At 42.2% G+C, this 22,813-nt stretch carries 24 protein-coding genes; 18 read left to right on the forward strand and 6 right to left on the reverse strand.

The window, feature by feature from the left end; all coding sequences use genetic code 11:
• The first annotated feature begins 27 nt into the window (after nucleotides 1-27).
• From BUC07_RS11650 to BUC07_RS11665, 4 genes are all read left to right on the forward strand, one after another.
• Nucleotides 28-1,257, forward strand: a complete 1,230-nt coding sequence (locus tag BUC07_RS11650) for an LL-diaminopimelate aminotransferase (protein WP_073169598.1) — start codon at nucleotides 28-30, stop codon at nucleotides 1,255-1,257.
• Between the two features lie 186 nt (nucleotides 1,258-1,443).
• A complete protein-coding gene (locus BUC07_RS11655) occupies nucleotides 1,444-3,078 on the forward strand; it encodes a glycoside hydrolase family 9 protein (RefSeq protein WP_073169600.1) in 1,635 nt (544 codons plus the stop codon).
• A gap of 96 nt (nucleotides 3,079-3,174) precedes the next feature.
• On the forward strand, nucleotides 3,175-4,662 hold the full coding sequence (locus tag BUC07_RS11660) for an aldo/keto reductase (RefSeq protein WP_073169602.1): 1,488 nt from the start codon (nucleotides 3,175-3,177) through the stop codon (nucleotides 4,660-4,662).
• Between the two features lie 316 nt (nucleotides 4,663-4,978).
• Nucleotides 4,979-6,928, forward strand: a complete 1,950-nt coding sequence (locus BUC07_RS11665) for a glycoside hydrolase family 97 protein (protein WP_073169604.1) — start codon at nucleotides 4,979-4,981, stop codon at nucleotides 6,926-6,928.
• 274 nt (nucleotides 6,929-7,202) lie between these two features.
• Here BUC07_RS11665 and BUC07_RS11670 read toward each other — a convergent pair whose 3' ends face one another.
• The 3 genes from BUC07_RS11670 to BUC07_RS11680 all read right to left on the reverse strand — a co-directional run bounded on the left by BUC07_RS11670 (nucleotide 7,203) and on the right by BUC07_RS11680 (nucleotide 10,134).
• Nucleotides 7,203-7,772 (reverse strand): manganese efflux pump MntP, encoded by a 570-nt coding sequence (locus BUC07_RS11670; RefSeq protein WP_073169607.1) that lies wholly within the window; start codon nucleotides 7,770-7,772, stop codon nucleotides 7,203-7,205.
• Nucleotides 7,773-7,825: 53 nt separating this feature from the next.
• The gene (locus tag BUC07_RS11675) at nucleotides 7,826-9,181 is read right to left on the reverse strand and encodes a DUF4270 domain-containing protein (RefSeq protein WP_175552524.1); all 1,356 of its coding nucleotides are present in this window, start codon (nucleotides 9,179-9,181) and stop codon (nucleotides 7,826-7,828) included.
• Between the two features lie 149 nt (nucleotides 9,182-9,330).
• Complete coding sequence (locus BUC07_RS11680; RefSeq protein ID WP_073169749.1) at nucleotides 9,331-10,134, reverse strand: glycogen/starch synthase; 804 nt, start codon at nucleotides 10,132-10,134, stop codon at nucleotides 9,331-9,333.
• A 186-nt stretch (nucleotides 10,135-10,320) separates the two neighbouring features.
• On the opposite strand from BUC07_RS11680, the gene panC reads away from it, so the two are divergent.
• From panC to atpG, 13 genes are all read left to right on the forward strand, one after another.
• On the forward strand, nucleotides 10,321-11,181 hold the full coding sequence (gene panC, locus BUC07_RS11685; RefSeq protein WP_073169611.1) for a pantoate--beta-alanine ligase: 861 nt from the start codon (nucleotides 10,321-10,323) through the stop codon (nucleotides 11,179-11,181).
• Nucleotides 11,162-11,512, forward strand: coding sequence for an aspartate 1-decarboxylase (panD, locus tag BUC07_RS11690; protein WP_073169614.1), 351 nt, complete (start codon nucleotides 11,162-11,164; stop codon nucleotides 11,510-11,512). Before panC ends, panD begins: the two co-directional genes overlap by 20 nt.
• Nucleotides 11,513-11,665: 153 nt before the next feature.
• Complete coding sequence (locus BUC07_RS11695; protein WP_073169616.1) at nucleotides 11,666-12,217, forward strand: YceD family protein; 552 nt, start codon at nucleotides 11,666-11,668, stop codon at nucleotides 12,215-12,217.
• A 13-nt stretch (nucleotides 12,218-12,230) separates the two neighbouring features.
• The gene (rpmF, locus tag BUC07_RS11700; RefSeq protein WP_073169618.1) at nucleotides 12,231-12,416 is read left to right on the forward strand and encodes a 50S ribosomal protein L32; all 186 of its coding nucleotides are present in this window, start codon (nucleotides 12,231-12,233) and stop codon (nucleotides 12,414-12,416) included.
• Nucleotides 12,417-12,734: 318 nt separating this feature from the next.
• Nucleotides 12,735-13,133, forward strand: coding sequence for a bactofilin family protein (locus tag BUC07_RS11705; protein ID WP_073169751.1), 399 nt, complete (start codon nucleotides 12,735-12,737; stop codon nucleotides 13,131-13,133).
• Nucleotides 13,102-13,323, forward strand: coding sequence for an AtpZ/AtpI family protein (locus BUC07_RS11710; protein WP_073169621.1), 222 nt, complete (start codon nucleotides 13,102-13,104; stop codon nucleotides 13,321-13,323). The genes BUC07_RS11705 and BUC07_RS11710 overlap by 32 nt, the downstream gene beginning before the upstream one ends.
• Complete coding sequence (locus BUC07_RS11715) at nucleotides 13,320-13,706, forward strand: hypothetical protein (protein ID WP_073169623.1); 387 nt, start codon at nucleotides 13,320-13,322, stop codon at nucleotides 13,704-13,706. Before BUC07_RS11710 ends, BUC07_RS11715 begins: the two co-directional genes overlap by 4 nt.
• A 151-nt stretch (nucleotides 13,707-13,857) precedes the next feature.
• Nucleotides 13,858-14,976, forward strand: a complete 1,119-nt coding sequence (gene atpB, locus BUC07_RS11720) for a F0F1 ATP synthase subunit A (RefSeq protein ID WP_083578222.1) — start codon at nucleotides 13,858-13,860, stop codon at nucleotides 14,974-14,976.
• 24 nt (nucleotides 14,977-15,000) lie between these two features.
• On the forward strand, nucleotides 15,001-15,273 hold the full coding sequence (atpE, locus tag BUC07_RS11725; RefSeq protein WP_073169625.1) for an ATP synthase F0 subunit C: 273 nt from the start codon (nucleotides 15,001-15,003) through the stop codon (nucleotides 15,271-15,273).
• 89 nt (nucleotides 15,274-15,362) lie between these two features.
• A complete protein-coding gene (gene atpF, locus BUC07_RS11730) occupies nucleotides 15,363-15,857 on the forward strand; it encodes a F0F1 ATP synthase subunit B (RefSeq protein WP_073169627.1) in 495 nt (164 codons plus the stop codon).
• Between the two features lie 11 nt (nucleotides 15,858-15,868).
• The gene (atpH, locus tag BUC07_RS11735) at nucleotides 15,869-16,408 is read left to right on the forward strand and encodes an ATP synthase F1 subunit delta (protein WP_073169629.1); all 540 of its coding nucleotides are present in this window, start codon (nucleotides 15,869-15,871) and stop codon (nucleotides 16,406-16,408) included.
• A 33-nt stretch (nucleotides 16,409-16,441) separates the two neighbouring features.
• Nucleotides 16,442-18,040 carry a F0F1 ATP synthase subunit alpha gene (gene atpA, locus BUC07_RS11740; RefSeq protein WP_073169631.1) on the forward strand — a complete coding sequence of 533 codons (1,599 nt, stop codon included), beginning with the start codon at nucleotides 16,442-16,444 and terminating at the stop codon, nucleotides 18,038-18,040.
• 6 nt (nucleotides 18,041-18,046) lie between these two features.
• A complete protein-coding gene (gene atpG, locus BUC07_RS11745) occupies nucleotides 18,047-18,928 on the forward strand; it encodes an ATP synthase F1 subunit gamma (RefSeq protein WP_073169633.1) in 882 nt (293 codons plus the stop codon).
• A 2-nt stretch (nucleotides 18,929-18,930) separates the two neighbouring features.
• On the opposite strand, the gene BUC07_RS11750 is transcribed toward atpG, so the two are convergent.
• The 3 genes from BUC07_RS11750 to BUC07_RS11760 all read right to left on the reverse strand — a co-directional run bounded on the left by BUC07_RS11750 (nucleotide 18,931) and on the right by BUC07_RS11760 (nucleotide 21,095).
• Nucleotides 18,931-19,635: a class I SAM-dependent methyltransferase gene (locus BUC07_RS11750; protein WP_073169635.1), complete on the reverse strand. Its 705-nt coding sequence runs from the start codon at nucleotides 19,633-19,635 to the stop codon at nucleotides 18,931-18,933.
• Nucleotides 19,636-19,723: 88 nt separating this feature from the next.
• On the reverse strand, nucleotides 19,724-20,464 hold the full coding sequence (locus BUC07_RS11755) for a sulfite exporter TauE/SafE family protein (protein WP_073169637.1): 741 nt from the start codon (nucleotides 20,462-20,464) through the stop codon (nucleotides 19,724-19,726).
• 367 nt (nucleotides 20,465-20,831) lie between these two features.
• Nucleotides 20,832-21,095, reverse strand: coding sequence for a YkvA family protein (locus tag BUC07_RS11760; protein WP_217652689.1), 264 nt, complete (start codon nucleotides 21,093-21,095; stop codon nucleotides 20,832-20,834).
• A 643-nt stretch (nucleotides 21,096-21,738) separates the two neighbouring features.
• On the opposite strand from BUC07_RS11760, the gene pheS reads away from it, so the two are divergent.
• Nucleotides 21,739-22,758, forward strand: coding sequence for a phenylalanine--tRNA ligase subunit alpha (pheS, locus tag BUC07_RS11765; RefSeq protein ID WP_073169757.1), 1,020 nt, complete (start codon nucleotides 21,739-21,741; stop codon nucleotides 22,756-22,758).
• Nucleotides 22,759-22,813: the final 55 nt, after the last annotated feature.

The raw sequence follows: 22,813 nt of genomic DNA on the forward strand, positions 1-22,813 counted from the left end.
GCAAATAATTGAATAAAAGAATAATTTATGGCAAAAATTAATGAAAATTACCTGAAACTTCAGGCGGGCTATCTCTTCCCGGAAATAGGGAGAAGGGTGAGTGAATTCATGGAAGCGAACCCGGATAAGAAAGTAATTAAAATGGGCATCGGTGATGTTACGCAGCCGCTGGTTCCGAGTGTGGTAAAGGCATTTCACGAAGGTGTGGACGAGATGGCCAAAGCCGAAACGTTTAAAGGGTACGGTCCCGAGCAGGGATATGCCTTTTTGCGCGAAGCCATCGCCAAAAATGCTTACCAAAGCAGGGGAGTCGAGATTTCGGCCGACGATATTTTTATTTCCGACGGTTCGAAATGCGATACCGGGAACATCCAGGAGATTTTCGGGCACGACAATAAAATCGCCATTTGCGACCCGGTTTACCCGGTTTATGCTGACACCACTGTAATGTCGGGCAAAACAGGTCAAGGCCAGCCCAACGGCCACTACGAAGGAATTGTGTACATGCCGTGTACCATTGAAAACGACTTTGTGCCGGAACTGCCGGAAGAAACACCGGATTTGATTTTCCTGTGCTATCCCAATAACCCGATGGGGACTGTAGCCACAAAAGAAGAGCTGAAAAAGTGGGTGGACTATGCCCGCGAAAACAAAAGCATTATTCTTTTCGATGCAGCTTACGAGGCGTTTATTACGGAAGAGAACATTCCGCATTCTATTTATGAAATTGAAGGCGCAAAAGAGGTGGCTATTGAATTCCGCAGCTTCTCTAAGACTGCAGGATTTACAGGAACGCGCTGTGCTTTTACCGTAATCCCGGAAGAGCTGGTGGGTTACGACTCGGACGGCAACCCACACAAAGTTAAACCGCTGTGGAACCGCAGGCAATCGACCAAGTTCAACGGCGTTTCGTACCCGGTGCAAAAAGCCGCAGCCGCCGTGTTTTCCGAAGAAGGTAAAAAAGAAATTGCTGAAGTAATCGGGTATTACCTTGAGAACGCCCGCATTATGAAAGAAAGCCTTACTGAAATTGGGTATGAAGTTTTTGGCGGTGTAAATGCGCCCTACATTTGGGTAAAAACAAAAGAGGGAGTGACTTCGTGGGACTTTTTCGATAAAGTGCTTAAAGAAGCCAATGTTGTGGGAACCCCCGGTTCCGGATTCGGCCCGGCCGGCGAAGGTTACTTCCGTTTCTCCGCTTTTGCCGACCGCGAAAGCACAATTGAAGCAATGGATCGGATTAAAAACCTGAAATAGAAGGTAATTCCTATATTTTCCCGGGAGGAGAAATAACATAAAAAATGCGGCTGAAATTTTCCAGCCGCATTTTTTATGTGAAGGATATGAGCGTTCGATACTATGGTTTTTCTTTTTGTATTTTCCACAATTAAAAAAATTGCATAACTTCAACCCTGTGAAAATTAATAACCTAAATCAATAGCGATGAGAAGAGTGATTCCCTCCCTTTTTGTTTTGTTAACCCTTTCATTTTCAGTTGCTGCCCAAACGTATCCGGTGCATCTAAATTCAATCGGATTTTTACCTGAGTTGAAAAAATCAGCAGCTATTCCGCATGAATGTGAATCGTTTAAAGTGGTGAATGCCGAAACCGCCAAAGAGGTTTTTACGGGCAAATCCACCGGTCCCAAATTTCAGAAAGATGTGGACCAGAATGTGTGGATCGCCGATTTTTCAGAAGTTAAAACACCCGGAAAATATTATCTGGAAGTGCCAGGCTTGGGCAAATCCACTGAATTTGAAATTGCAGACGATGCTTTTCGTTTTGCGGCAAAAACTAGCATGCGGGCTTTTTATTTGTGGCGTTGCGGAATGGGAGTCCACGGTGAATACGAAGGAAATGTGTATGAAACAGAGGCTTGCCATTTGAAAGATGCTTATGAAGATTACATAGGTAAACCCGGCTCGCAGCGCAACGGCACCGGCGGCTGGCACGATGCCGGCGACCACGGAAAATACGTGGTGAACGCAGGAGTAACGCTGGGTGTGCTGTTTTATGCCTGGGATCATTTTCAGGTAAACCTGGAAAAGGTTGAGTATGAACTTCCGGAAACTGCGCCGGGGTATCCTGAATTTTTGAAAGAGCTGAAATGGGAAACCGACTGGATTTTGAAAATGCAGTACCCCGACGGCTCGGGCAGAGTGTCGCACAAACTTACCCGCACCAACTTTTCTGGGTTTATTATGCCACAGGACGACCACGAAAAACGGTATTTCACTGAATGGAGCTCGGCGGCCACTGCCGATTTCGTGGCTTTGATGGCCATGGCTGCCCGCCATTTCAAATCTTACGATGCAGAATATGCCCAAAAATGCCTCGATGCCGCCTGGGTGAGTTACCGGTTTCTGCAGGAAAATCCCGAATATAAGCGCTTTGAGCAGGGCGATTTTCAAACGGGGGGCTACCAGTCGCGGAATGTGGACGACCGCCTGTGGGCCGCTGCCGAACTATGGGAAACCACCGGCGATCCGGAATGCCTGGCCGACTTCGAAAAACGGGCTGCTGACATGGAGTTTGAAATCGACGAAAACTGGGACTGGAGCGATGTTTCCAATCTGGGGATGTTCACTTACGCCCTTTCAGAAAGATCAGGAAAAAACCCACAGGTAGCGCAAACCATTCGTAAAGATATTCTTGAAAATGCTGGTGATCTGGTAAAAAAGGCACAGGAAGATGTGTATAACCGTCCGCTGGCAGGCCGCTACTACTGGGGCTGCAACGGCACTGTAGCACGGCAAACTGTTAACCTGCAGGTGGCCAATAAACTTCAGCCCGATAAAAAATATATTGAAACTGCGCTGGATGCTGTGAACCATATTTTTGGGCATAATTATTACAACCGTTCGTATGTGACCGGTCTGGGATTGAACCCGCCCATGAATCCGCACGATCGCCGATCCGGAGCCGACGATGTGGAAGCACCCTGGCCGGGGTACATCGTAGGTGGCGGCCATTCGGCAACCGACTGGGTGGATGAAGAAGAATCGTACAGCCACAACGAAGTGGCCATCAACTGGCAGGCTGCCCTGGTTTATGCCCTTGCGGGTTTTGTGAACTAAAAGTTTGCAAGTTTACTTGTTGACAACCTGATACTTAAAGTTACGGATTGAAGGTAATTCGATCATTTTTTGTATCTTTATAAAAAAAACAATGCTATGGAGAAAAAAGAAAAATACCCGATTTCGAGAAGGAATTTTATAAAAGTTTCGGCCGCAACTACAGCCGCGGTATCAACAATGACATTTGGAGGATGTAACGTGGAGAATGTTCCCGCGCCCATGAAGCGCCCGTTTGGTAAACTGGGCTTCAATGTAACAACACTTGGTTTGGGTGGCCAGGCATCGCTGCAGTGGACTCCCGAAGATGTCGATCCTGTTCCCATCATTCTAAAAGCCTTCGATTTGGGTGTCAATTATTTCGACACGTCCAACCTGTACGCTGACAGTCAGCTGAATTACAACAAAGCCTTTAAAAAGCTGAACCTGATTCCCGGTGAAGACGGTTACAACGAAGAACTGCGCAAATCCATCTGGCTGACCAGCAAAACGGCTATGCGCTGGGGAAAACCCGGCTGGCCGGAGCGGGAAAATGTGAGTAACTGGTCGAACGGGGAAGAAGTGCAATGCGCCGTTGACGATGTAAAACGCTCGCTCACCCAACTGTTTGGCGATAACAAAGGCTGGTATCCCGAGGGGGCTTACCTCGATATGGTGCTGATTCATACCCTGCATAACATGGATGAAGTGGATGTGTTGTATGAAGGCCTGGATACGCCTCTCAATCCGGAAGGAAATTTTGGTGCGCTCGTGGCTTTGCGCGATTTACGCGACGGTACCAATCATACCGGGATGAACCCGAAAAATGAAAAACTGATCCGTCATATCGGTTTCTCGGGGCACGCCCATCCGCCTGCCATGATGGAGATGATCCAGCGCGATGAATACGGACTCCTCGACGGAATGCTTGTGGCCATCAATGCCAACGACAAGCTGAAAATGAACATGCAGCACAATGTTATCCCGGTTGCCGAAGCCAAAGGCATGGGAATAATCGGCATGAAAGTTTTTGCCGATGCGGCCATGTATCATAAAGAACCGAAATGGTCGAACGTGCCTGCCGATGTGTACCGGAAAGTAGGAGCGCCCGAACTGCCCAGCCGCCCGCTGGTAGAGTATGCACTTACCACGCCGGGAATTCACACGTTGATTATTGGTATCGGCCAGATTGACGACGATCCCATGAAGTGCCAGCTGGTGCAGAATTTTTATGCCGCGCAGATTGAATCCGACGGATTATCGGCCGAAGAGCGCCGAAAAATTGAAACCCATGCAGCCAAAGTAAAAGAAGGGAAAACCAACTATTTCCAGGCACTGGAAAATGAAGGTTTGAGCGCTCCCCGGAATCCCGCGATACAAGAGGAAGGAAGCAAGCATAAAATTATTTGGCAAACTGCCCTGGCCGGCGACGAACCCGTTTCGCATTACGAGGTGATTATTGACGGCCAAAAAGCAGGTGAGGTGCCCCATCAGCCGCAAACTTTAAAAAGCAGGCCCTTTGTTTTTGAAACCGAAAAGACAGGCAGCGAGATACTCATTGCTGCCGTAGATAAAGCCGGCAACCGTTCCGAAACAAAACTGGGATAGAAGGTTTTGACAAAGTCATAGTCTCACGAAGAGTGAGGCTGTGGCTTATCAGCTAAAAAAAATATTGAATGTTGAAAAAACAATAAAATAGCCCCGGCTCTTAAGTAAAAGGCAGGCTACTGACTGACCTGGGATTTTTGAAAAAATTGTATTTTTAAATTACAAATTATTTATCTGCTGACATTTTTCGACAACCGCCAAAATTCCAAAAGGTTGGATGATATATTGTGAAAAGCGCTGACTTTGCTACGGTCGATGCTATCCTTTTTCCATATTTCTTCTTAACTTGTGGCCTGTAAATCAAAAATAAATTATCATGAAAAAATATGCACTTTTGTTCTTATCTATTCTTTTTATGAACCAGTTATTAGCAAAGGATTATTCCATAAATTCGCCCTCTGACCGAATAATGGTTAAAGTTGCTGTGGAGGAAGGCATTCACTATTCTGTTTTTTTGGGAGACAAAGAGATTATTTCCCCCTCGCCCATTTCAATGACACTCGAAGATGAAGTGTTGGGAGAAGACGCAAAAGTCAGGCGTGCACAAACAACCTCGGTTGATGAGGTGATAATTCCAACCGTTCAGCGGAAGTATGCCAAAATTCCGGATGTGTACAATGAATTGACCCTGAGATTTAAGGGTTACAACCTGCATTTCAGGGCGTACGACGAAGGTGTGGCTTACCGCTGGGAAGTTACGGAAGAAGGACCGCTGAAAGTGATGAATGAACTGGCTACTTTTACTTTTCCTGCCAACCACAAAGTGTGGTTCCCGGAAGAGGAAAGCATGTTTACCCACCAGGAGCGTTCCTACCTTGATGTAAAACTCTCGGATATTTCACCCGACCGGTTTGCGTCAACCGGCTTGCTGGTAGATGCCGGAAACAACGTAAAAGTGTACATCTCCGAATCGGATTTGATTACGGACTACGCTGGTATGTTTTTAAGAGGTTCTGAAGAAAATCCTTTCCGGCTCGAAGGCAAATTTGCCGGAGTGGTTTTGGAGGAAGAACAGCGCACTGATCGCGATGTGGCGCCGGTAAAATATGCCGATTACATTGCCGAACTGACCGGGCCGAAAAGCTTCCCGTGGCGGGCTATGATAATATCCGATGAGGACAAACAACTTGTGGAATCGGATTTGATTTACAAGCTGGCTCCCGAAAATGTTTTGGAAGATACAGAGTGGATAAAACCCGGGAAAGTAGCCTGGGACTGGTGGAACGCATTGAACGTTTACGGCGTTGATTTTGAGTCGGGTGTAAACAATGCAACGTATGAATATTACATCGATTTTGCGGCTGAATACGGCCTGGATTACATAATCCTCGACGAAGGCTGGTACCACCTCGACGACATCATGCATGTGAAAGATGAAATTGATGTGCAGGAACTGGTTGATTACGGGAAAGACAAAGGTGTTGGCGTTATTCTTTGGGTGGTTTGGAAAGCACTCGACGATAAGCTCACCGAGGCACTCGACCAGTTTGAAGCATGGGGCGTGAAAGGAATTAAAATCGACTTTATGCAACGCGACGACCAGTGGATGGTGAATTTCTATGAAAAAATTGCAAGGGAATGTGCCGAACGCGAAATGCTTGTGGATTACCACGGAGCCTACAAACCCGTTGGGCTCGACCGCATGTACCCGAATGTAATTTCATACGAAGGAGTGATGGGAATGGAGAACTGTAAATGGTCGGACCAGCCTGATCCGGATCACAATCTTTTACTTCCGTTTATCAGAATGGTTGCTGGCCCTATGGATTACACGCCGGGAGCCATGATTAACAAAAACAAGGAAAATTTCCGCGATATTTTTACTGAGCCCATGAGCCCCGGAACCCGCTGCCATCAGTTGGGAATGTACGTGGTGTTTGAAAGTCCGCTGCAAATGTTGTCCGACAATCCATCGAACTACTACCGCGAGCCGGAGTGCATGGAGTTTCTGGAAGCAGTTCCCTCCGTTTGGGACGATACCAAAGTGCTCGATGCCAAAGTGGGAGAATATATTTTAATGGCGCGCCGCTCGGGCGATACCTGGTTTGTGGGCGGCATGACCAATTGGTCGCCACGAGAAATGGATTTCGACCTGAGTTTCCTTCCCGAGGGGAATTATAATATGGAAGTTTGGAAAGACGGCATCAATGCAGCCAAACATGCTGCTGATTTTGCACAGCAGGAAATAAATGTGACCAACAATTCAGAGATAAATATTGAAATGGCACCCGGCGGCGGTTGGGTGGCAATTATCAAAAAGAATTAGAACAAATTTGGATTGACCCGATTGAAAAGGATGATGTACTACCGGTATGTCATTCTTTTTTTTGATTTAGCCTGTTTAATTCATGAAAAATATTTTTGAATTGGTAAAGTGCTGTTTGAAAATGATTTGTAAAACAGATGAAAGAAAAATATTTTTCACAAGTGCGTTTATTTTAATGCATCTGCTTCGTTGCGAAACCCTTGAAATAGATAACTATGTCTGCGGGTTCCGACGCCTCGCACCTACATCAAACTAAACGCATGAATTAAACAGGTTAGAACCACAGATGTTCAATCAGTATTTTTAAACCCATTCCGGTCAGGATTATTCCTCCTAAAATAAGCGATTGGTGGCTGCATTTTGCAGGGATTTTTTTTCCAAACAACATGCCCAGCATTGAGGCAATGAATGTTACAGCTCCAATAATTATTACAGGATATAATATTGGTATTTCCATGAAACCAAAACTGAGGCCTACTACAAGTGCGTCGATGCTGGTGGCAACAGAGAGACTAAGAACCAAACGGATACTGAAAGGATTGAAATTTTGCAGGGTGCCGTTTGGTTTTACCCCCTCCACAATCATTTTAATCCCTATAATGGCAAGTAAAATAAATGCTATCCAGTGGTCAACTGAGCTGATAAGATTTTGGATTGTGCTCCCGGCAAACCAACCAATTACTGGAAATATGGCCTGAAACAGCGCCAGTGAAAATGCAATGGGAATGGCTTGTTTAAATCGTATTTCCTGTTTCATCAGGCCACACGAAACCGATACGGCAAATGAGTCGAAACTCAAACCAATACCAATAAGCAAGTATGTTATAAGATCCAATGTTCCCATTTTTTCAGCAATCGCAAAAACAGGGGATACATGAAATTTTTAAATTCTGTTAGCTACTGATTAAACTTGGAGTAAGTAATTATCAGTTTAATGCCGGTTTGGCTTCCGCTGCCCTTTATTACTACCCTGTTGGCTTCGTTGTTTTTTTGCGCGGTGGTTAAAAAGAAACCGAGGTTTTTAACATCTTTGTCATCAATTATTTGCTGGATATGTTGAGTAATGTTGAATTTGTATGTATAATCATTGGGGTTCATCGCACCTCCGTAAAATACCGGGCTAAACATGTAATCGGCCGGCAAAAACTCCCGCCCTTCTTCATCCAGCACGGTAAACAGTAGCTGGCGAGGGGGAGGGTATTTTTCCACTTCGGAAGCAAGTGTGTCAATCTGGAAAACAAGTTCGGCTTTGTTAATAGCTATCTTTACAGAATCTCCTTGTTCATTAACTTTTATTGAATCTATCAAATGAGTAAGATTTTCGATATAAATTTTGGATTTTAGCCCGCCGGTTGACTGCACGTAAATCAGCGAATCATCCCCGGTGTCAGCATTCAGGTTGTCGAAAAAAGCTGTTTCCGAATAATCATGTTGAATAGAATTTACCCGGGCGCTGAACTGGGTAATTACATAGGGGTTCAGCAGGGTGTCAGGCTCATCGGCTTCCATATTTTCGTCGTTGTTATAATAAACCACCATTGCTGATCCCTGGAACTCAGAGGTTGATGCCGCGTCGAGCTGTAAAATGGCACCCCCTTCATCAGTATCTTTCTCAGTTTCAATGTAAAGCCCTTTGAAATATTCAAGAAAAACATCGTTGTTTACCATTTGAAGTGAATCGGCATTTACCAGTTTATTGCCCAGCGAGTTATCGAGCGGAATGGAAATGAGCTGAAAAAATGTATCGGCCGACGCAGAGTCGAGCCTGATTTGGGGCGTATATTCCAGCTGGCCAATCAGTTGGTCGGAAGCCAGGCTTTTCAGGTCTGTTCCCTGGTAATAGTCAGCGTCAACATCGAGGGCCGTTTCCAGTTCATACACATTAAAAGTTTGCGGGGTAACCGTGTCGCCGTAAATTCCGCGGTAATAGAGAAAAAGTTTTACTGAATCCACCACCGGGTTGGTTCCGTATTCGGGATAAGCCTGCAGCCTGAACTGCGCCGCAAAATCAATTTTTGTTTCCCCAAATTCGGGGTCGTTAAAGGTTCCGATAAGGCTTTTGGAGCTTTCATCGGTTTGTATTGAATCTTCGCGGTAGGTGTATGATGAGATGCTGCTTTTCTCAACAAGACTTCTTACCTCTATCAAATCTTCGGACGGGAGAAGATCCATGCCCAAATCGTTATTTTCTTCGCACGAAACAAACAAAATGAGCAATGCTATTGTCCCGGTAATCAAGTGGTATCTATTCATTATTCTGCGTATCACGTAGTATTTTCTTTTGTAACGGTTTTTGAACTCTGAAAATTACACAAACGTATAAAAAAACGTTGAGGGTACTGTGCAATTGAATTTAAATTTGAATTTTTTAGGATTAAATTTGATCTTTTAACAGAATGGGCTTACCAAACTTTTTCGTAGAAATCGTTGTAAGCATCAATGTAAGTTTCTTTTGGCTGGTAGTCTAAAAATAATTTTTCAGAAGATTTTACATATTTTTCCACCTCGCTGTTAATGTTTTCCGTGCCTTTAATTACCGCATCGGAGTAGTCGACAGCCATTTTACTGAGGTTCTCGTAAGTTGGCGTTTTTAATTTACTCACATCATCCGGCTTAATTCCTTCGAGCAGTACTTTTTTATTAAAATCTTTGTTCAGTGGTTTTTTAAAGTCGTCGTTGTATAACGAGTAAACTACTTTCGATTGCTCAAAAAGCGGATCGTTGTAGTAATATTTTTTTATGAAAAGCGGGACCAGTGCTGTCATCCAACCGTGGCAGTGAATTAAATCGGGAGCCCAGCGTAATTTAATTACGGTTTCCAGCACGCCACGGGCAAAAAACAGCGCACGTTCGTCGTTATCTTCAAATTCTTCGCCTTTTGAATTGGTGATAACATGTTTGCGGTGGAAATAATCTTCGTTATCGATAAAATAAACCTGCATCCGGGCAGCCTGTATCGAGGCTACTTTAATAATCAGCGGATGGTCGGTATCGTCGATAACCATGTTCATCCCCGACAAGCGGATTACTTCGTGCAATTGATTACGTCTCTCGTTTACCGAACCATATCGGGGCATAAAAGTTCTTATTTCTCTGCCTTTTTCCTGAATGCCCTGTGGCAAATAGCGGGCAATTTCCGACATTTCTGTTTCGGGTAAGTAGGGGGTGATTTCCTGCGAAATATAAAGGATCTTTTTCTTTTCCATTGACCTGTAAGCGCGGTTTATACAATGCGCAAAGGTAATAAAAATATCGGTAATAATCAATTCGGTCGTTATCATCGTGTTGTAACGACAATATATTTTTTCTGCTTCCTGCTGACGATAAACTAATTCCGGGGCTGATTAACTAACAACTAAATTTATTTACTTTGCAGGGTAAAATTTCATCGGATGAAGTTGGTTAAAACAAATAATGAGCTGCAAGAGAAATTAGCGATACTCAGGAAAAATGGAGCAATCGGTTTTGTTCCCACAATGGGAGCTTTGCATTCCGGCCATCTGTCGTTGGTTGAAGCGGCCATGAAAGAAAACAATGGGGTAGTGGTAAGTATTTTTGTAAATCCTACCCAGTTTAACGATGCCAACGATTTAAAACGATATCCGCGAAACCTTGAGGCCGATTTAAAGATGCTCGAACCTACGGGATGTGACCTTGTTTTTGCACCTGAGCCCGACGAGATTTATCCGAAGCCCGATACCCGGAAATTTGATTTCGGGGAAATGGAACAGGTAATGGAAGGAGCGCACAGGCCGGGCCATTTTAACGGAGTGGCGCAAGTGGTGAGTAAATTATTTGAATTGGTTAACCCTGACAGGGCCTACTTCGGGCAAAAAGATTTTCAGCAGGTGGCCATAATTAATAAACTGGTGAGCATGTTGGACATGGATATTGAAATTGTTCCCTGTCCGATTGTGCGCGAGGAAAGCGGCCTGGCTATGAGTTCGAGAAACGAACTGCTCAACAGCGAAGAAAGGCAAAATGCTGCTTTGATTTACAAAACACTTTCGGCGGCAAAAAAACAAACCCATGAAAAATCCGTATATGAGCTAAAAAAATGGGTGACCGAAACAATCAACAAAAACCCGTTTCTCGATGTTGAATATTTTGAGGTAGTTGATGAAGAAAATCTTAAACCTGTTGAAAACTGGAGCGGTAATACTAAAAAAGTGGGCTGTATTGCTGTATTTTGTGGTCAAATACGTTTGATAGATAATATTGAATTAACGAATTATGCAAATAGAAGTTTGTAAATCGAAAATACATAAAGTAACCGTTACCGAGGCAAACCTGCAATATGTGGGGAGCATCACTATTGACGAAGATTTGATGGATGCCGCCAATTTAATTGAAAACGAAAAGGTGCAGGTGGTTAACATTAATAATGGAGAAAGGCTTGAAACCTACATTATTAAAGGAGAACGCGGCTTGGGAACAATCTGCCTCAACGGCCCGGCAGCCCGGAAAGCTGCTGTTGGCGATGTGGTGATTATTATCTCTTATGCATCAATGGATTTTGAAGAGGCCAAATCTTTTAAACCCTCCATAATTTTCCCTGATGTGGAAACCAATCAACTTGTATAGGCTGTTTTTAACGGCTTAAGAAACAATTATTTTCAGACGAAAAATTATTGACTGTAACTTTTGCGTAAAAACCAACAGGTTAAATTTTTAAAAATTGCAGAATCCTTCATGCGTTTATAAAAATTTTATACTTTTGCAACACTTTTTTCGAACATGGGCTGGAAAACAAAATACGACGTGGAGTTTAAAGGCCTTAAAGAAGGCCTGCATGAGTTCGAATATGAAATTGAAGATAAGTTCTTTGAGCATTTTGATCAGGGCATGGTGAGTGTTGGCAATCTGGCCGTTAAGGTAGATTTGGAAAAGCGAAACACCTTCCTGAAATTGTATTTCAAAATTAAAGGATGGGTGGAACTTACCTGCGACCGTTGCCTCGAAAATTATCACCAGAAAATTAAAAACTCATTTGAGGTTTACGTGAAATTTGGTGATACCAGCAATAATATCGACGATGATGAAATTTTCTGGGTTTTACCAGAAGAACATCGCATTAACCTTGCCCAGTTAATTTACGAATATATTGTGTTGAGCATTCCTTTAAAGCATGTTCACCCCGACAAAAAGAACGGGGAAAGCGGATGCGATACTGACATGATTGAAAGATTGGATAATTTTACCCACGCAGAAGAGAGCGAAGAAGAGAAAAAAGAAAATGATATCGATCCTCGTTGGGAGGCTTTGAGAAAACTGAAAAATAATAATTAAAAATTGAAATAAAATGGCACATCCAAAGAGCAAAACATCAAAAACGAGAAGGAATAAAAGACGCACACATTACAAAGCGTCGCTTCCTACACTTGCCACTTGCTCAAATTGTGGGGCAACAGTAAAATACCACACCGTTTGTCCTGAGTGTGGATATTACAGGGGCAAGCAGGTAATTGAAAAAGAAATTGCAGTTTAAAGCCAGGTTTTAACCTGGTTTTTTTTTTGCCCTTTTGCAGACTTTTCGAGCGCTTTAATTGATTGTTCTGCAAAAACTTAAGTTTTTATTAATGCTTTAACCCTTCCATTGCGGCCCCTCATTTTTTCTTCTATATTCACGCCTTTATTTTTTTAAACAGAATCAGAATAGTTGTGTTGGTAAATTTTATCAGGCATTGCTGATACATAATTTCCGCAATGCCTTTGCCGTGATCGTAAAAAATTTGTAATTTCAGCCGCCCTTCCCAATACAGGAGTTGAAAAAGGATATCTATGTTTTAAACAAATGAAATTTAAAATGGCAAAACAATCGGGGAAATCGTATGGTGAACTTCAAAACCAGTCAATTAATATAATAAGCGAAGGCACGTTAATAAATGGCGACATATCTTCAAATGGCGATATTAGAATTGATGGAGAACTTGTTGGGAATATTAAAGCAAAAGGGCGATTGGTAATAGGACCTAAAGGCAAAGTAAATGGTGAAGTAAATTGTAATAACATCGAAGTTTCCGGTTTTTTGAAGGGTAAACTTACTGTTTACGAGCTGGTTACAATGAAAGCTTCTGCCAAAATCGAGGGTGATATTATTGCCGGCAAATTATCGGTTGAGCCCGGTTCAATTTTTACCGGAAACTGCACCATGGGCGATTCCAAAGGAAAGAATGAAAAAGCGCAAACAAAAGAACAAAAATAAATTCGATGCATTTATCCGTTATTCCAGCCTGGCTTTTGAAATGATGGCTATGATAGCTTTGGGAACTTTTCTCGGCTATAAAATTGACCAGTGGATGGATAACGAATTTAAAGGTTTTACACTTGGGCTGATGATTTTATCGGTTGTTGGGGCAGTTTTTTATTCAACCCGTAATATTTTAAAAAAATGAGCAGGGAGTTAAAGCGTTTCATTGTTAAAATTTTAATTGCTGTAGTTGTTTTGGCCGCAGCGGGCTGGGCAATTTTCACAAAGTTTGCTCCCGGTCATTATCTCCCTGTTTTGCCGTGGATGCTGGCATTTTTTGCCGTGGTTACTATTTTAATATATGCCTGGCAGCTTTCCCTGTTAAAAAAAGATTTAGGACGCTTTACCCGCAGTAGTATGATTGTTTCGCTTTTACGGCTGGTGCTCTATTCCGGTGTTGCCATTGTGTTTCTTATTACTCATTCCGAAAATATCCCTGCATTTATTGTCTCAATTGTAGTGGTTTATTTGGTTTTTACCTTTATTGAAGTGGCTGATTTAGCCCGAATCACAAAAAAAGACAGGTAGAATCAAAACTTATTTGTAAATTAAGAAATTACAATATTGTCAGCTGTTTGGAGAAGACATATATAAATATTTATAGAATTATATATCAATTTCGGCAAATGCATGGAAAAAACTTTTAATTTTGCAGTTGCTTGAAAAACAAGATTAGGCTATGCCAACACTAATCCAAAGTTTGTTAATAACACTTATAAGTGCCGTTTTCTGGTTCAGTCCGGCAACAGCACAAGAGCAACAAACACACGAAAATTCAAACACTGCAGAAGCCCATTCAGAAGAAGGATTTGATGCCGGTGAATTTGTTATTGAGCATGTTTTGGATGCCTACGAATGGCACATTGCCTCTTTTGGCGACACGCACATAAGCGTGCCCCTCCCAATTATTTTGTATAGCAATCACCCGGAACTTCACGAGGGAAAAAAACTGCATGTTTTCATGTCCACCAAATTTCATCACGGCCATGATGATTACCGTGGGTTCCGCATCTCCCAAAGTGAAGACTTTAAAGGAAAAATAGTAGAAGTTGACAGCCAGGGGTACGAAATTGGCCGGCCATTAGATATTTCTATCACCAAAACAGTTACCGGAGCTATTGTTTCTGTAATCGTTTTGTTTTGGCTATTATTTTCGGCAGCCAGCAATGCAAAGAAAAACAGGGGCAGGGCCCCATCTGGAGTACAAAATTTGCTCGAACCGGTTATCGTTTTTATTCGCGATGAAGTTGCAAAACCTTCAATCGGCGAAAAAAAATACCGGAAATTTATGCCGCCGTTGCTTACGTTGTTCTTTTTTATTCTTTTGAATAACCTGCTGGGATTAATTCCCATTTTTCCATTCGGGGCAAACGTAACAGGGAACATTGCCGTAACAATGGTTTTGGCACTTTTTACTTTTTTTGTAACCAATATCAGGGGGAACAAACATTACTGGAAAGAAATTTTTAACCCGGATGTTCCCATGTGGCTAAAAATACCCATTCCGTTAATGCCATTGCTGGAAATAACGGGAATGATAACCAAACCATTCGTGCTAATGGTACGTTTGTTTGCCAACATGCTGGCCGGGCACATGATTGTTACAGTCTTTCTGAGTTTGATTTTTATTTTTGGTAGTTTAATGGGACCTGCTGCTGGTTATGGGGTTAGTCCTGTTTCCATAATTTTTGGGGTTTTTATGATTTTGCTCGATGTATTGGTTTCGTTCATTCAAGCTTATGTTTTCACCCTGTTGTCGGCCATCTATTTTGGAATGGCAACAGCAGATAGTCATTAATATTCATTTTTAAATTTAACTGCTATGTTATCAGCTATTTTAAGTGTATTGTTACAAGCAACCGAAGCTGCAGCCAGGGCAAATTTTGCTGAATTCGGGGCAGCATTCGGTGCCGCATTTACAGCAATCGGTGCTGCTTATGGCATCAGCCGCATCGGGGCAAGTGCTATGGAAGCCATAGCCCGGCAACCCGAAGCCAGCGGAGATATCCGTTCGAACATGATTGTTTCGGCAGCTCTGATTGAAGGCGTATCCTTCTTTGCCGTAATCGTTTGTGCGTTGGTATTGTTTGTTTAACAAGTAAGCCGAAACAGTGATCTGCGGGATTGCCGTAGCGCTGTTTCGTTTTTTAGAAAAAAATTCTTTCATCATAAAAAATTCTGACTATGGAATTAGTTACTCCGAATTTAGGTACGATATTTTGGATGGTTATCATCATTTCAATCGTGGCATTTGTGCTGAAAAAATTTGCCTGGAAACCTATTCTGAATGCATTGTATGAGCGGGAAGAATCAATTGAAACTGCATTAAATGCGGCCCAGGAAGCGCGCCAGGAAATGGATAAACTGAAAGCCGGAAATGAAGAGTTGCTGGCAGAGGCCCGTAAAGAAAAAGAATCGATTTTACGCGAAGCAATGAACCTGAAAGAAAGTGTTATTGCCGAGGCCAAAGAAAAAGCATCGGCCGAAACACAGCGGAGTATTGAGCACGCCCGTCAGCAAATTCAAAACGAAAGGGCAAAAGCTGTTAACGAGATGAAAAAGCAGATGGCCCAACTCTCGTTAATGATTGCCGAAAAAGTAATCAGAAAAGAAATGGCTGATGATAAAAATCAACAGGAAATGGTGAAACGGATAGTTGATGAAATAGAATTGAATTAGTACAACACACTATGGATGAAAGTGCAATATCAGTTAGGTACGCCAAAGCCATTTTTTCGCTGGCCAACGAGAAAGATTTTCTCGCTGACCTGAAAAATGATATGGATTTGATTGCCGATGTTTGTAATCATTCGGTTGAATTTAATCTGCTGTTGAAAAGCCCGGTTGTAACCACTTCGAAAAAAATCAGCATAATCCGGCAAATATTCAGGAAGAAAATTCATGAAATAACAATGAATTTTCTGGTGCTGGTTACCAATAAAAAGCGTGAAGTCTATATCCCTTCGATGTGCAGAAACACGCTCGCGCTCATTCGTAAAGAAAAAAATATTAAAACGGCTGTTTTGACCACAGCAAAACCTGTTGATGAGAAACTGCTGCAAAAGGCAAAAAAAATATTTGAGGATGAACTGAAAACAGAAGTGGAGCTCACAGCCCGCGAAAATCCGCACATTATAGGCGGACTGATTTTGCGCATAGACGACAAACAATACGACGCAAGCATTAATACGCAGCTTAAAAAAATTAAGCAGGAAATGATAAATAAATGATTTAAAGGACTTTCATAGCAAACAAATAGTAGAATGATAAATATTAAACCGGCTGAAATATCTGAAATCCTGAAACAACAGCTTGAAAATTTCAGGTCAGAAGCAGAACTGGAGGAAGTTGGTACCGTTTTGCAGGTGGGCGATGGTATTGCCCGTATCTACGGCCTTTCCGATGTGGAATCGAATGAAATGATTGAATTCGAAAGCGGGATAAAAGGGATTGTATTAAACCTGGAAGAAGATAACGTTGGTGCAGTTCTTTTGGGCGCATCGGAAGACGTTAAAGAAGGCGACACAGTTAAAAGACTCAATCGCATTGCTTCAATAAACGTTGGGGAAAAACTCATTGGCAGGGTTATAAATACAATTGGTGAGCCTGTTGACGGGAAAGGACCTGTTACGGGCGAATTAACAGAACTGCCGCTCGAACGTAAGGCCCCGGGGGTAATTTTCAGGCAACCGGTAAAACAGCCATTGCAAACCGGTTTGAAAGCAATTGATGCTATGATTCCAATTGGCCGTGGCCAGCGTGAGCTCATAATTGGCGACCGCCAAACCGGTAAAACAGCTGTGGCAATCGATACCATCATCAGCCAGCGCGAAAATTTTGAAAAAGGCGAGCCGGTTTATTGCATTTATGTGGCAGTTGGCCAAAAAGGTTCTACCGTGGCAAATATTGCTTCAACATTGCAAAAACATGGCGCAATGGATTATACCGTAATTGTTTCGTCAACGGCTTCAGACCCTGCCGCTTTGCAATTTTATGCCCCCTATGCAGGAATGGCCATCGGGGAATATTACCGTGATACGGGCCGCGATGCATTAATTATCCTTGACGACCTTTCGAAACAAGCTGTTTCTTATCGCGAAGTTTCATTGTTGTTGCGGCGCCCACCGGGAAGGGAAGCTTATCCCGGCGATGTATTTTACCTGCATTCGCGTCTGCTCGAGCGGGCAGCAAAAATTATTGAATCGGATGAAATTGCAAAACAGATGAACGACCTTCCTGAAGGCCTCAAAGGCAGAGTAAAAGGAGGTGGTTCAATAACCGCGCTGCCAATTATTGAAACACAGGCAGGCGATGTTTCGGCATACATCCCAACCAATGTAATTTCAATTACCGACGGGCAAATTTTTCTCGACTCCAATTTGTTCAACTCGGGAGTGCGACCGGCAATTAATGTGGGTATCTCAGTTTCCCGGGTAGGTGGAAATGCCCAGATTAGGTCCATGAAAAAAATGTCGGGTACGCTTAAGCTCGATCAGGCCCAGTACCGCGAACTCGAAGCTTTCTCAAAATTTGGTTCCGACCTCGATGCGGCAACAATGCGGGTTCTCGACAAAGGCCGCAAAAACGTGGAAATTCTGAAACAAAAGCAATACTCACCCATGCGGGTTGAACATCAGGTTGCTATCATTTATTGCGGGGTGAAGGAGTTGTTGAGGTTTGTTCCTGTTGAAAAGATAAAAGAATTTGAAAACGCTTTTCTTGAGCTGATGGAAATGGAACATCGCGATGTGTTGGACTCAATCAGGCAGGGTAATTTAACTGATAAAATTGAAAAAGTATTGAAAGATGTAGCAATGGAGGTGGCCGAAAAATACAAAAAGAAAACTGAAGAAGAGGATTAATAAAGTATGGCTGGTTTAAAAGAAATACGCACGCGCATTGCATCGGTAAAAACCACCCGGCAGGTAACCAGTGCAATGAAGATGGTTTCGGCGGCCAAGCTGAAAAAAGCTCAGGATGCTATTTTAAGGATCAGGCCTTATGCCGGCAAATTGCATGAGATTCTTGTTTCGCTTAGTGGCAGCCTGGAAAATGAGGCCGATTCAGTTTATACCCAACCTCGGGACCCTGAAAAAGTGCTGATAATTCTTATCTCGTCAAATCGTGGTCTTTGTGGAGGATTTAATTTAAATATTGCCAAAAAAGCCGTTGAGCATGTAAAAGCAAATTACAGCATGCAAAGCAGGTTGGGGAATGTGGAGTTTTTGTGCATTGGCAAGCAAGGCGAGCGACAGGTTAAATTGCGGGATATGAACGTGATTGAAAGTAAAAGTGAGTTGTTTGACCACCTCGATTTTGAGCATGTGACCGAGCTGGCAACGGCCATTATGAAATCTTTTACTGATAAAAATTACGATCGTATCGACTTGGTATATAATCAGTTTCAAAATGCAGCCGTTCAAATCAATACAGCTGAACAGTTTTTGCCGGTTGAAATGGATGACAAAAATGAAACTTCTGAATTTACCGATTATATTTTTGAGCCTTCAAAAGAATTTATTGTTCGTGAACTTATTCCCCGTTCATTAAAAATTCAGTTTTACAAGGCACTGCTCGATTCGCACGCCGCCGAACACGGGGCAAGAATGACGGCCATGCACCAGGCAACTGATAATGCAACTGAATTAATTAAGGATCTTACACTTCAATATAACAAAGAACGGCAGGAATCAATTACAAACGAAATACTTGAAATTGTGAGTGGTGCCGAAGCGTTAAGCAGTGATTGATTTTATTTTATCCTTCCGGCAATTACCAGTTTTGTTGCAGGCTGAAATCCATGAACCCTTGCTTTTTCTTTGAAAGTGTCAATTTCGGGTTTCATCAGATCGTATTCTTTTCGGCCTTTTATTCTTTCAAGCGCCTCTTCCATTTTTTTTACCCTTTGCTCAAGTTCTTCATCGCTTTCAGTAAGATTAATTTTTTGGTTGTATTCAAAAAAGAACTGTACGGGAATTGCAGCTGTTTTCAGCATTTGCAGAATCGCGGCTTTAGTAAATGTTTCGCGGTGGCAAATGCCTGTCATGCGGTCGATGCGGCTCTTAAAATGATGGTACATCTTATGCACTTCCTGCGCCGGATTTAAATTGTCGCTTATCAATTCATTTATAATTATCCAACCTCCCGGTTTTACCACTCTTTTCATCTCGGTCAGCCCTTTTCTGATTTTGTTCAGGTGGTGCAGGGCCATTGAAATACTTACCAAATCGAACGAATTATCGTTGAATTGAAGATTTTCTGCAACCATTTCACTAAAACCGATGTCAGGAAACCTGGTTCGTGCCGTTGCTAACGAATCCTTATCAGGGTCAACGGCCGTAATTTTGGCATCTGTAAATGTTTCTTTCAAAGTGTGAATGAAATCTCCACTGCCGGTTCCAATATCAAGTATATTTTCAATTTTAATATCCTTGAAAAAAAGAGTGAGTGGCTCCATGTTTTTTTGTTGTTAGCAGTTTTTTAACTGGTTTGTGTTTTGACTTTATTTTTTGCAAATGTACAAAAACACATTTTATGTTTACACATTAAATCAGCAAAAGAAAAGCAGATAACACAGTAACAATAATTACGAACGCACGATATGTTTTATCGGGTATTTTTTTTACGAGCCAAATTCCCAGGAAAGCTCCCAGCGCAATTCCGGGTAAAAGCATCAAATCCAGTTTTAGTGTTTGCCAGTTAATGGTTTTCCATATTAAAATATGCAGCGGGAATTTACTGGCATTAATGATTAGAAAGAACCAGGCCTGGGTGCCAATAAAATTGTTTTTTGGAAGATGCATGGCCAATAAATAGATAGCAAATATAGGGCCGGCAACATTTCCAATCATAGTGGCAAAACCTCCCAAAACTCCCATCGATGCAGCAAACCACCAGGTGTCGGGGAAAAAGTTTGCGCTTTTTTTACGGTCTTTCCAAAGCATTAAGCCAATGCAAATAAAAACGAGTAGGGCAATGATGTTTTTAAACCATTCGTCGTTGACCACTTCACCTACCCACAAGGCAATTCCTACACCTACAAATGCCCAGGGGAGCAGTTTCCATAAATAGTTCCATTTTGCATGACGGTGATAATAACCTACTCCAAACCAATCGGCCATCATAAGTATTGGCAGCAAAACACCTGTAGATGCCTTGCCACCGAAAATAATTGCCAGAACAGGAACAACAATCATTGATACTCCGGGAACTCCAACTTTCGACATGCCAATAAACATTGCGCAAAAAAACAGGAGCACCCATTGTAAAAGTGTAAAATCAATCATTTCGTAGGAATTTAAACGGCAAAGGTAAATGATTTAACCCATGTTGAAAATTTTACTTCAGCCATAAGAGGCACATTTTGTAAGATAAGGGATTGGCAAAATTTACAATTGAAAAATAGCCGGCTTTTAACCGGCTATTTACCAAACAAGTTCGAAGGGGTTGTTTATCCTTCGTTAAAAAACAGAAAAACTTTCCGCATAAATTACGGATCAAAGTCATGTTAAACAGAACAAACTTAACAGTCAAAATTGTAACAGTGTTAAGTATTGTTGTTTTGAATCAATCCAAAAAAAGTGCCATAAACTAGCAACTGCTAAAAATTAACATTTATTAAGGGGGTGAAATAGTGGTGATTAAATCTTTTGTTTAGAATATTTTATTTTCTAAATCCTGAAGTTCATCTTCATCTATTTCGCCGAACCACTCCCCAAGTTTTGTTCTTGCTTTGTTTCTAATTTCAGGGGTGATGCTTGATGAAACCTGCGAGAGGGCAAAGATCAACACCCCCAAATCATCGGTATAACCAACTAATGGTGTTAAGTCGAAGATGGCATCAGTGGGGAGGATAAAATAACCGAGTGCGGCAGCAATTGATACTTTTGTTTTAACCGTTACTTCCTTTGATTTCATAACGTAAAAAAGAAGTAGAACAGCGTACACAACAGTTGCTCCCGCAGTTTTTGAAAACTTTTGGATTTTTTTCCAGAGCGATTCCTCAGAGAAATATTTGGAATATATGTTTTGCATTTTAATCGTCCTAAACGAGTCTAATCTTTAACACAGCGCACACTTGCGCCTGATGATTTTTCTCGAAAAGTAATTAAAACGCTGTTTTTCTGCAAATTTAATTCATCTCACTATTTATTCAATTATAAATGCCTATTGGAACTGGAATTGAATTCTGTCCTGGTTTCAGGTTTTAGAAATTATTTAAACCGTTGAAAATTATGCGGGAAAAAACAGTGAGGTGAAGCACTTGGCGCATTGATGTATTGGATGGGCTGGCATAAAATTTGTAGGAATTAATGTGGCGTGGGACATTTGTTTAGTGCTCAGTTAGAACTACATAAATTCAGCCATCCTGAAAGGTTGGCTTTTAATTCCCGGCGGTATCTTCTTTAAAGGTACCGCCTTTTTTTTTAAGCAAAACATTTATTTCGTAAATGCTGCTTTCCTTCATGCTAAATTTATATTTGGAGCTTTTATTTTGCTGAACTTTGATTTTAGCAGGAATGATTATCTTTGTCGTTTCAATAAAAAAAACTGGCCCGAAATGTTAGAAAAGATCAAGGCTTTACAACAGGAAATCGATGAAGCAAAAGCTTCCACTCTTGAAGAGGTAGATGAATTGAGAATTAAGTACATCAGCAAAAAAGGGAAAATCAATCAGCTTTTTTCCGATTTTAAAAATGTGCCCAACGAGCAAAAAAAAGAAGTTGGGAAAGCCATTAATGACCTGAAAAATTTTACGCTCGACAAAATCAATAACCTGCGCGATTCTTTCAGTAAAAGCGATTCGGGTACCGACGGTTTGGATTTAACCCGCCCGGGGGAACCTGTAAAGCTGGGAACACGCCACCCGCTGGCACTGGTGAAAAACGAAATAATAAACATTTTTGGCCGGTTAGGTTTTGCCGTTGCCGAAGGTCCTGAAATTGAAGACGACTGGCATGTGTTTTCGGCGTTGAACTTTCCGCCCGAGCACCCTGCCCGCGATATGCAGGACACTTTTTTTATCGAAAAAGATCCGGATATTCTGCTTCGCACCCATACTTCGAGCGTGCAAATCAGGGTGATGGAACAAAAAGAACCACCTATTCGTGCAATTTTCCCGGGCCGAGTATTTCGCAACGAGGCCATTTCGGCACGTTCACATTGTATATTTCATCAGGTTGAAGGTTTGTACGTTGACGAAAATGTATCGTTTGCTGATTTGAAACAAACGCTGTTGTATTTTGCGAAGGAATTGTTTGGCGAAGAAACCCAAATCAGGCTGCGCCCCTCGTATTTCCCGTTTACAGAGCCCAGCGCCGAAATGGACGTGAGTTGTTCCATTTGCGGAGGCGAAGGTTGCAACGTGTGTAAATATACCGGCTGGCTCGAAATTCTGGGCTGCGGAATGGTCGATCCAAATGTATTGGAAGCCTGTAACATCGATAGCCGCAAATATACCGGTTTTGCATTCGGAATGGGAATTGAACGGATTGCAATGCTCCGATATGGGATTAAAGACATCCGTTACTTTTTCGAAAATGATATCCGGTTTTTGAAGCAGTTTGAGTCTGCAATCTAAAATTTATTAACCGTTTTAAACTCCCGCTACCTAAAGCCAGGCAGGCTTTAAGGAA

It is taken from the genome of Tangfeifania diversioriginum, from assembly GCF_900141875.1.
In the GTDB taxonomy this organism is placed as follows: Bacteria; Bacteroidota; Bacteroidia; order Bacteroidales; family Prolixibacteraceae; genus Tangfeifania; species Tangfeifania diversioriginum.

Bases quoted from the DNA above. Each gene is read 5' to 3' on its own strand.
- BUC07_RS11650 (WP_073169598.1), top strand. From the start codon at position 28: ATGGCAAAAATTAATGAAAATTACCTGAAACTTCAGGCGGGCTATCTC.
- BUC07_RS11655 (WP_073169600.1), top strand. From the start codon at position 1,444: ATGAGAAGAGTGATTCCCTCCCTTTTTGTTTTGTTAACCCTTTCATTT.
- BUC07_RS11660 (WP_073169602.1), top strand. From the start codon at position 3,175: ATGGAGAAAAAAGAAAAATACCCGATTTCGAGAAGGAATTTTATAAAA.
- BUC07_RS11665 (WP_073169604.1), top strand. From the start codon at position 4,979: ATGAAAAAATATGCACTTTTGTTCTTATCTATTCTTTTTATGAACCAG.
- BUC07_RS11670 (WP_073169607.1), bottom strand. From the start codon at position 7,772: ATGGGAACATTGGATCTTATAACATACTTGCTTATTGGTATTGGTTTG.
- BUC07_RS11675 (WP_175552524.1), bottom strand. From the start codon at position 9,181: ATGAATAGATACCACTTGATTACCGGGACAATAGCATTGCTCATTTTG.
- BUC07_RS11680 (WP_073169749.1), bottom strand. From the start codon at position 10,134: ATGGAAAAGAAAAAGATCCTTTATATTTCGCAGGAAATCACCCCCTAC.
- panC (WP_073169611.1), top strand. From the start codon at position 10,321: ATGAAGTTGGTTAAAACAAATAATGAGCTGCAAGAGAAATTAGCGATA.
- panD (WP_073169614.1), top strand. From the start codon at position 11,162: ATGCAAATAGAAGTTTGTAAATCGAAAATACATAAAGTAACCGTTACC.
- BUC07_RS11695 (WP_073169616.1), top strand. From the start codon at position 11,666: ATGGGCTGGAAAACAAAATACGACGTGGAGTTTAAAGGCCTTAAAGAA.
- rpmF (WP_073169618.1), top strand. From the start codon at position 12,231: ATGGCACATCCAAAGAGCAAAACATCAAAAACGAGAAGGAATAAAAGA.
- BUC07_RS11705 (WP_073169751.1), top strand. From the start codon at position 12,735: ATGGCAAAACAATCGGGGAAATCGTATGGTGAACTTCAAAACCAGTCA.
- BUC07_RS11710 (WP_073169621.1), top strand. From the start codon at position 13,102: ATGAAAAAGCGCAAACAAAAGAACAAAAATAAATTCGATGCATTTATC.
- BUC07_RS11715 (WP_073169623.1), top strand. From the start codon at position 13,320: ATGAGCAGGGAGTTAAAGCGTTTCATTGTTAAAATTTTAATTGCTGTA.
- atpB (WP_083578222.1), top strand. From the start codon at position 13,858: ATGCCAACACTAATCCAAAGTTTGTTAATAACACTTATAAGTGCCGTT.
- atpE (WP_073169625.1), top strand. From the start codon at position 15,001: ATGTTATCAGCTATTTTAAGTGTATTGTTACAAGCAACCGAAGCTGCA.
- atpF (WP_073169627.1), top strand. From the start codon at position 15,363: ATGGAATTAGTTACTCCGAATTTAGGTACGATATTTTGGATGGTTATC.
- atpH (WP_073169629.1), top strand. From the start codon at position 15,869: ATGGATGAAAGTGCAATATCAGTTAGGTACGCCAAAGCCATTTTTTCG.
- atpA (WP_073169631.1), top strand. From the start codon at position 16,442: ATGATAAATATTAAACCGGCTGAAATATCTGAAATCCTGAAACAACAG.
- atpG (WP_073169633.1), top strand. From the start codon at position 18,047: ATGGCTGGTTTAAAAGAAATACGCACGCGCATTGCATCGGTAAAAACC.
- BUC07_RS11750 (WP_073169635.1), bottom strand. From the start codon at position 19,635: ATGGAGCCACTCACTCTTTTTTTCAAGGATATTAAAATTGAAAATATA.
- BUC07_RS11755 (WP_073169637.1), bottom strand. From the start codon at position 20,464: ATGATTGATTTTACACTTTTACAATGGGTGCTCCTGTTTTTTTGCGCA.
- BUC07_RS11760 (WP_217652689.1), bottom strand. From the start codon at position 21,095: ATGAAATCAAAGGAAGTAACGGTTAAAACAAAAGTATCAATTGCTGCC.
- pheS (WP_073169757.1), top strand. From the start codon at position 21,739: ATGTTAGAAAAGATCAAGGCTTTACAACAGGAAATCGATGAAGCAAAA.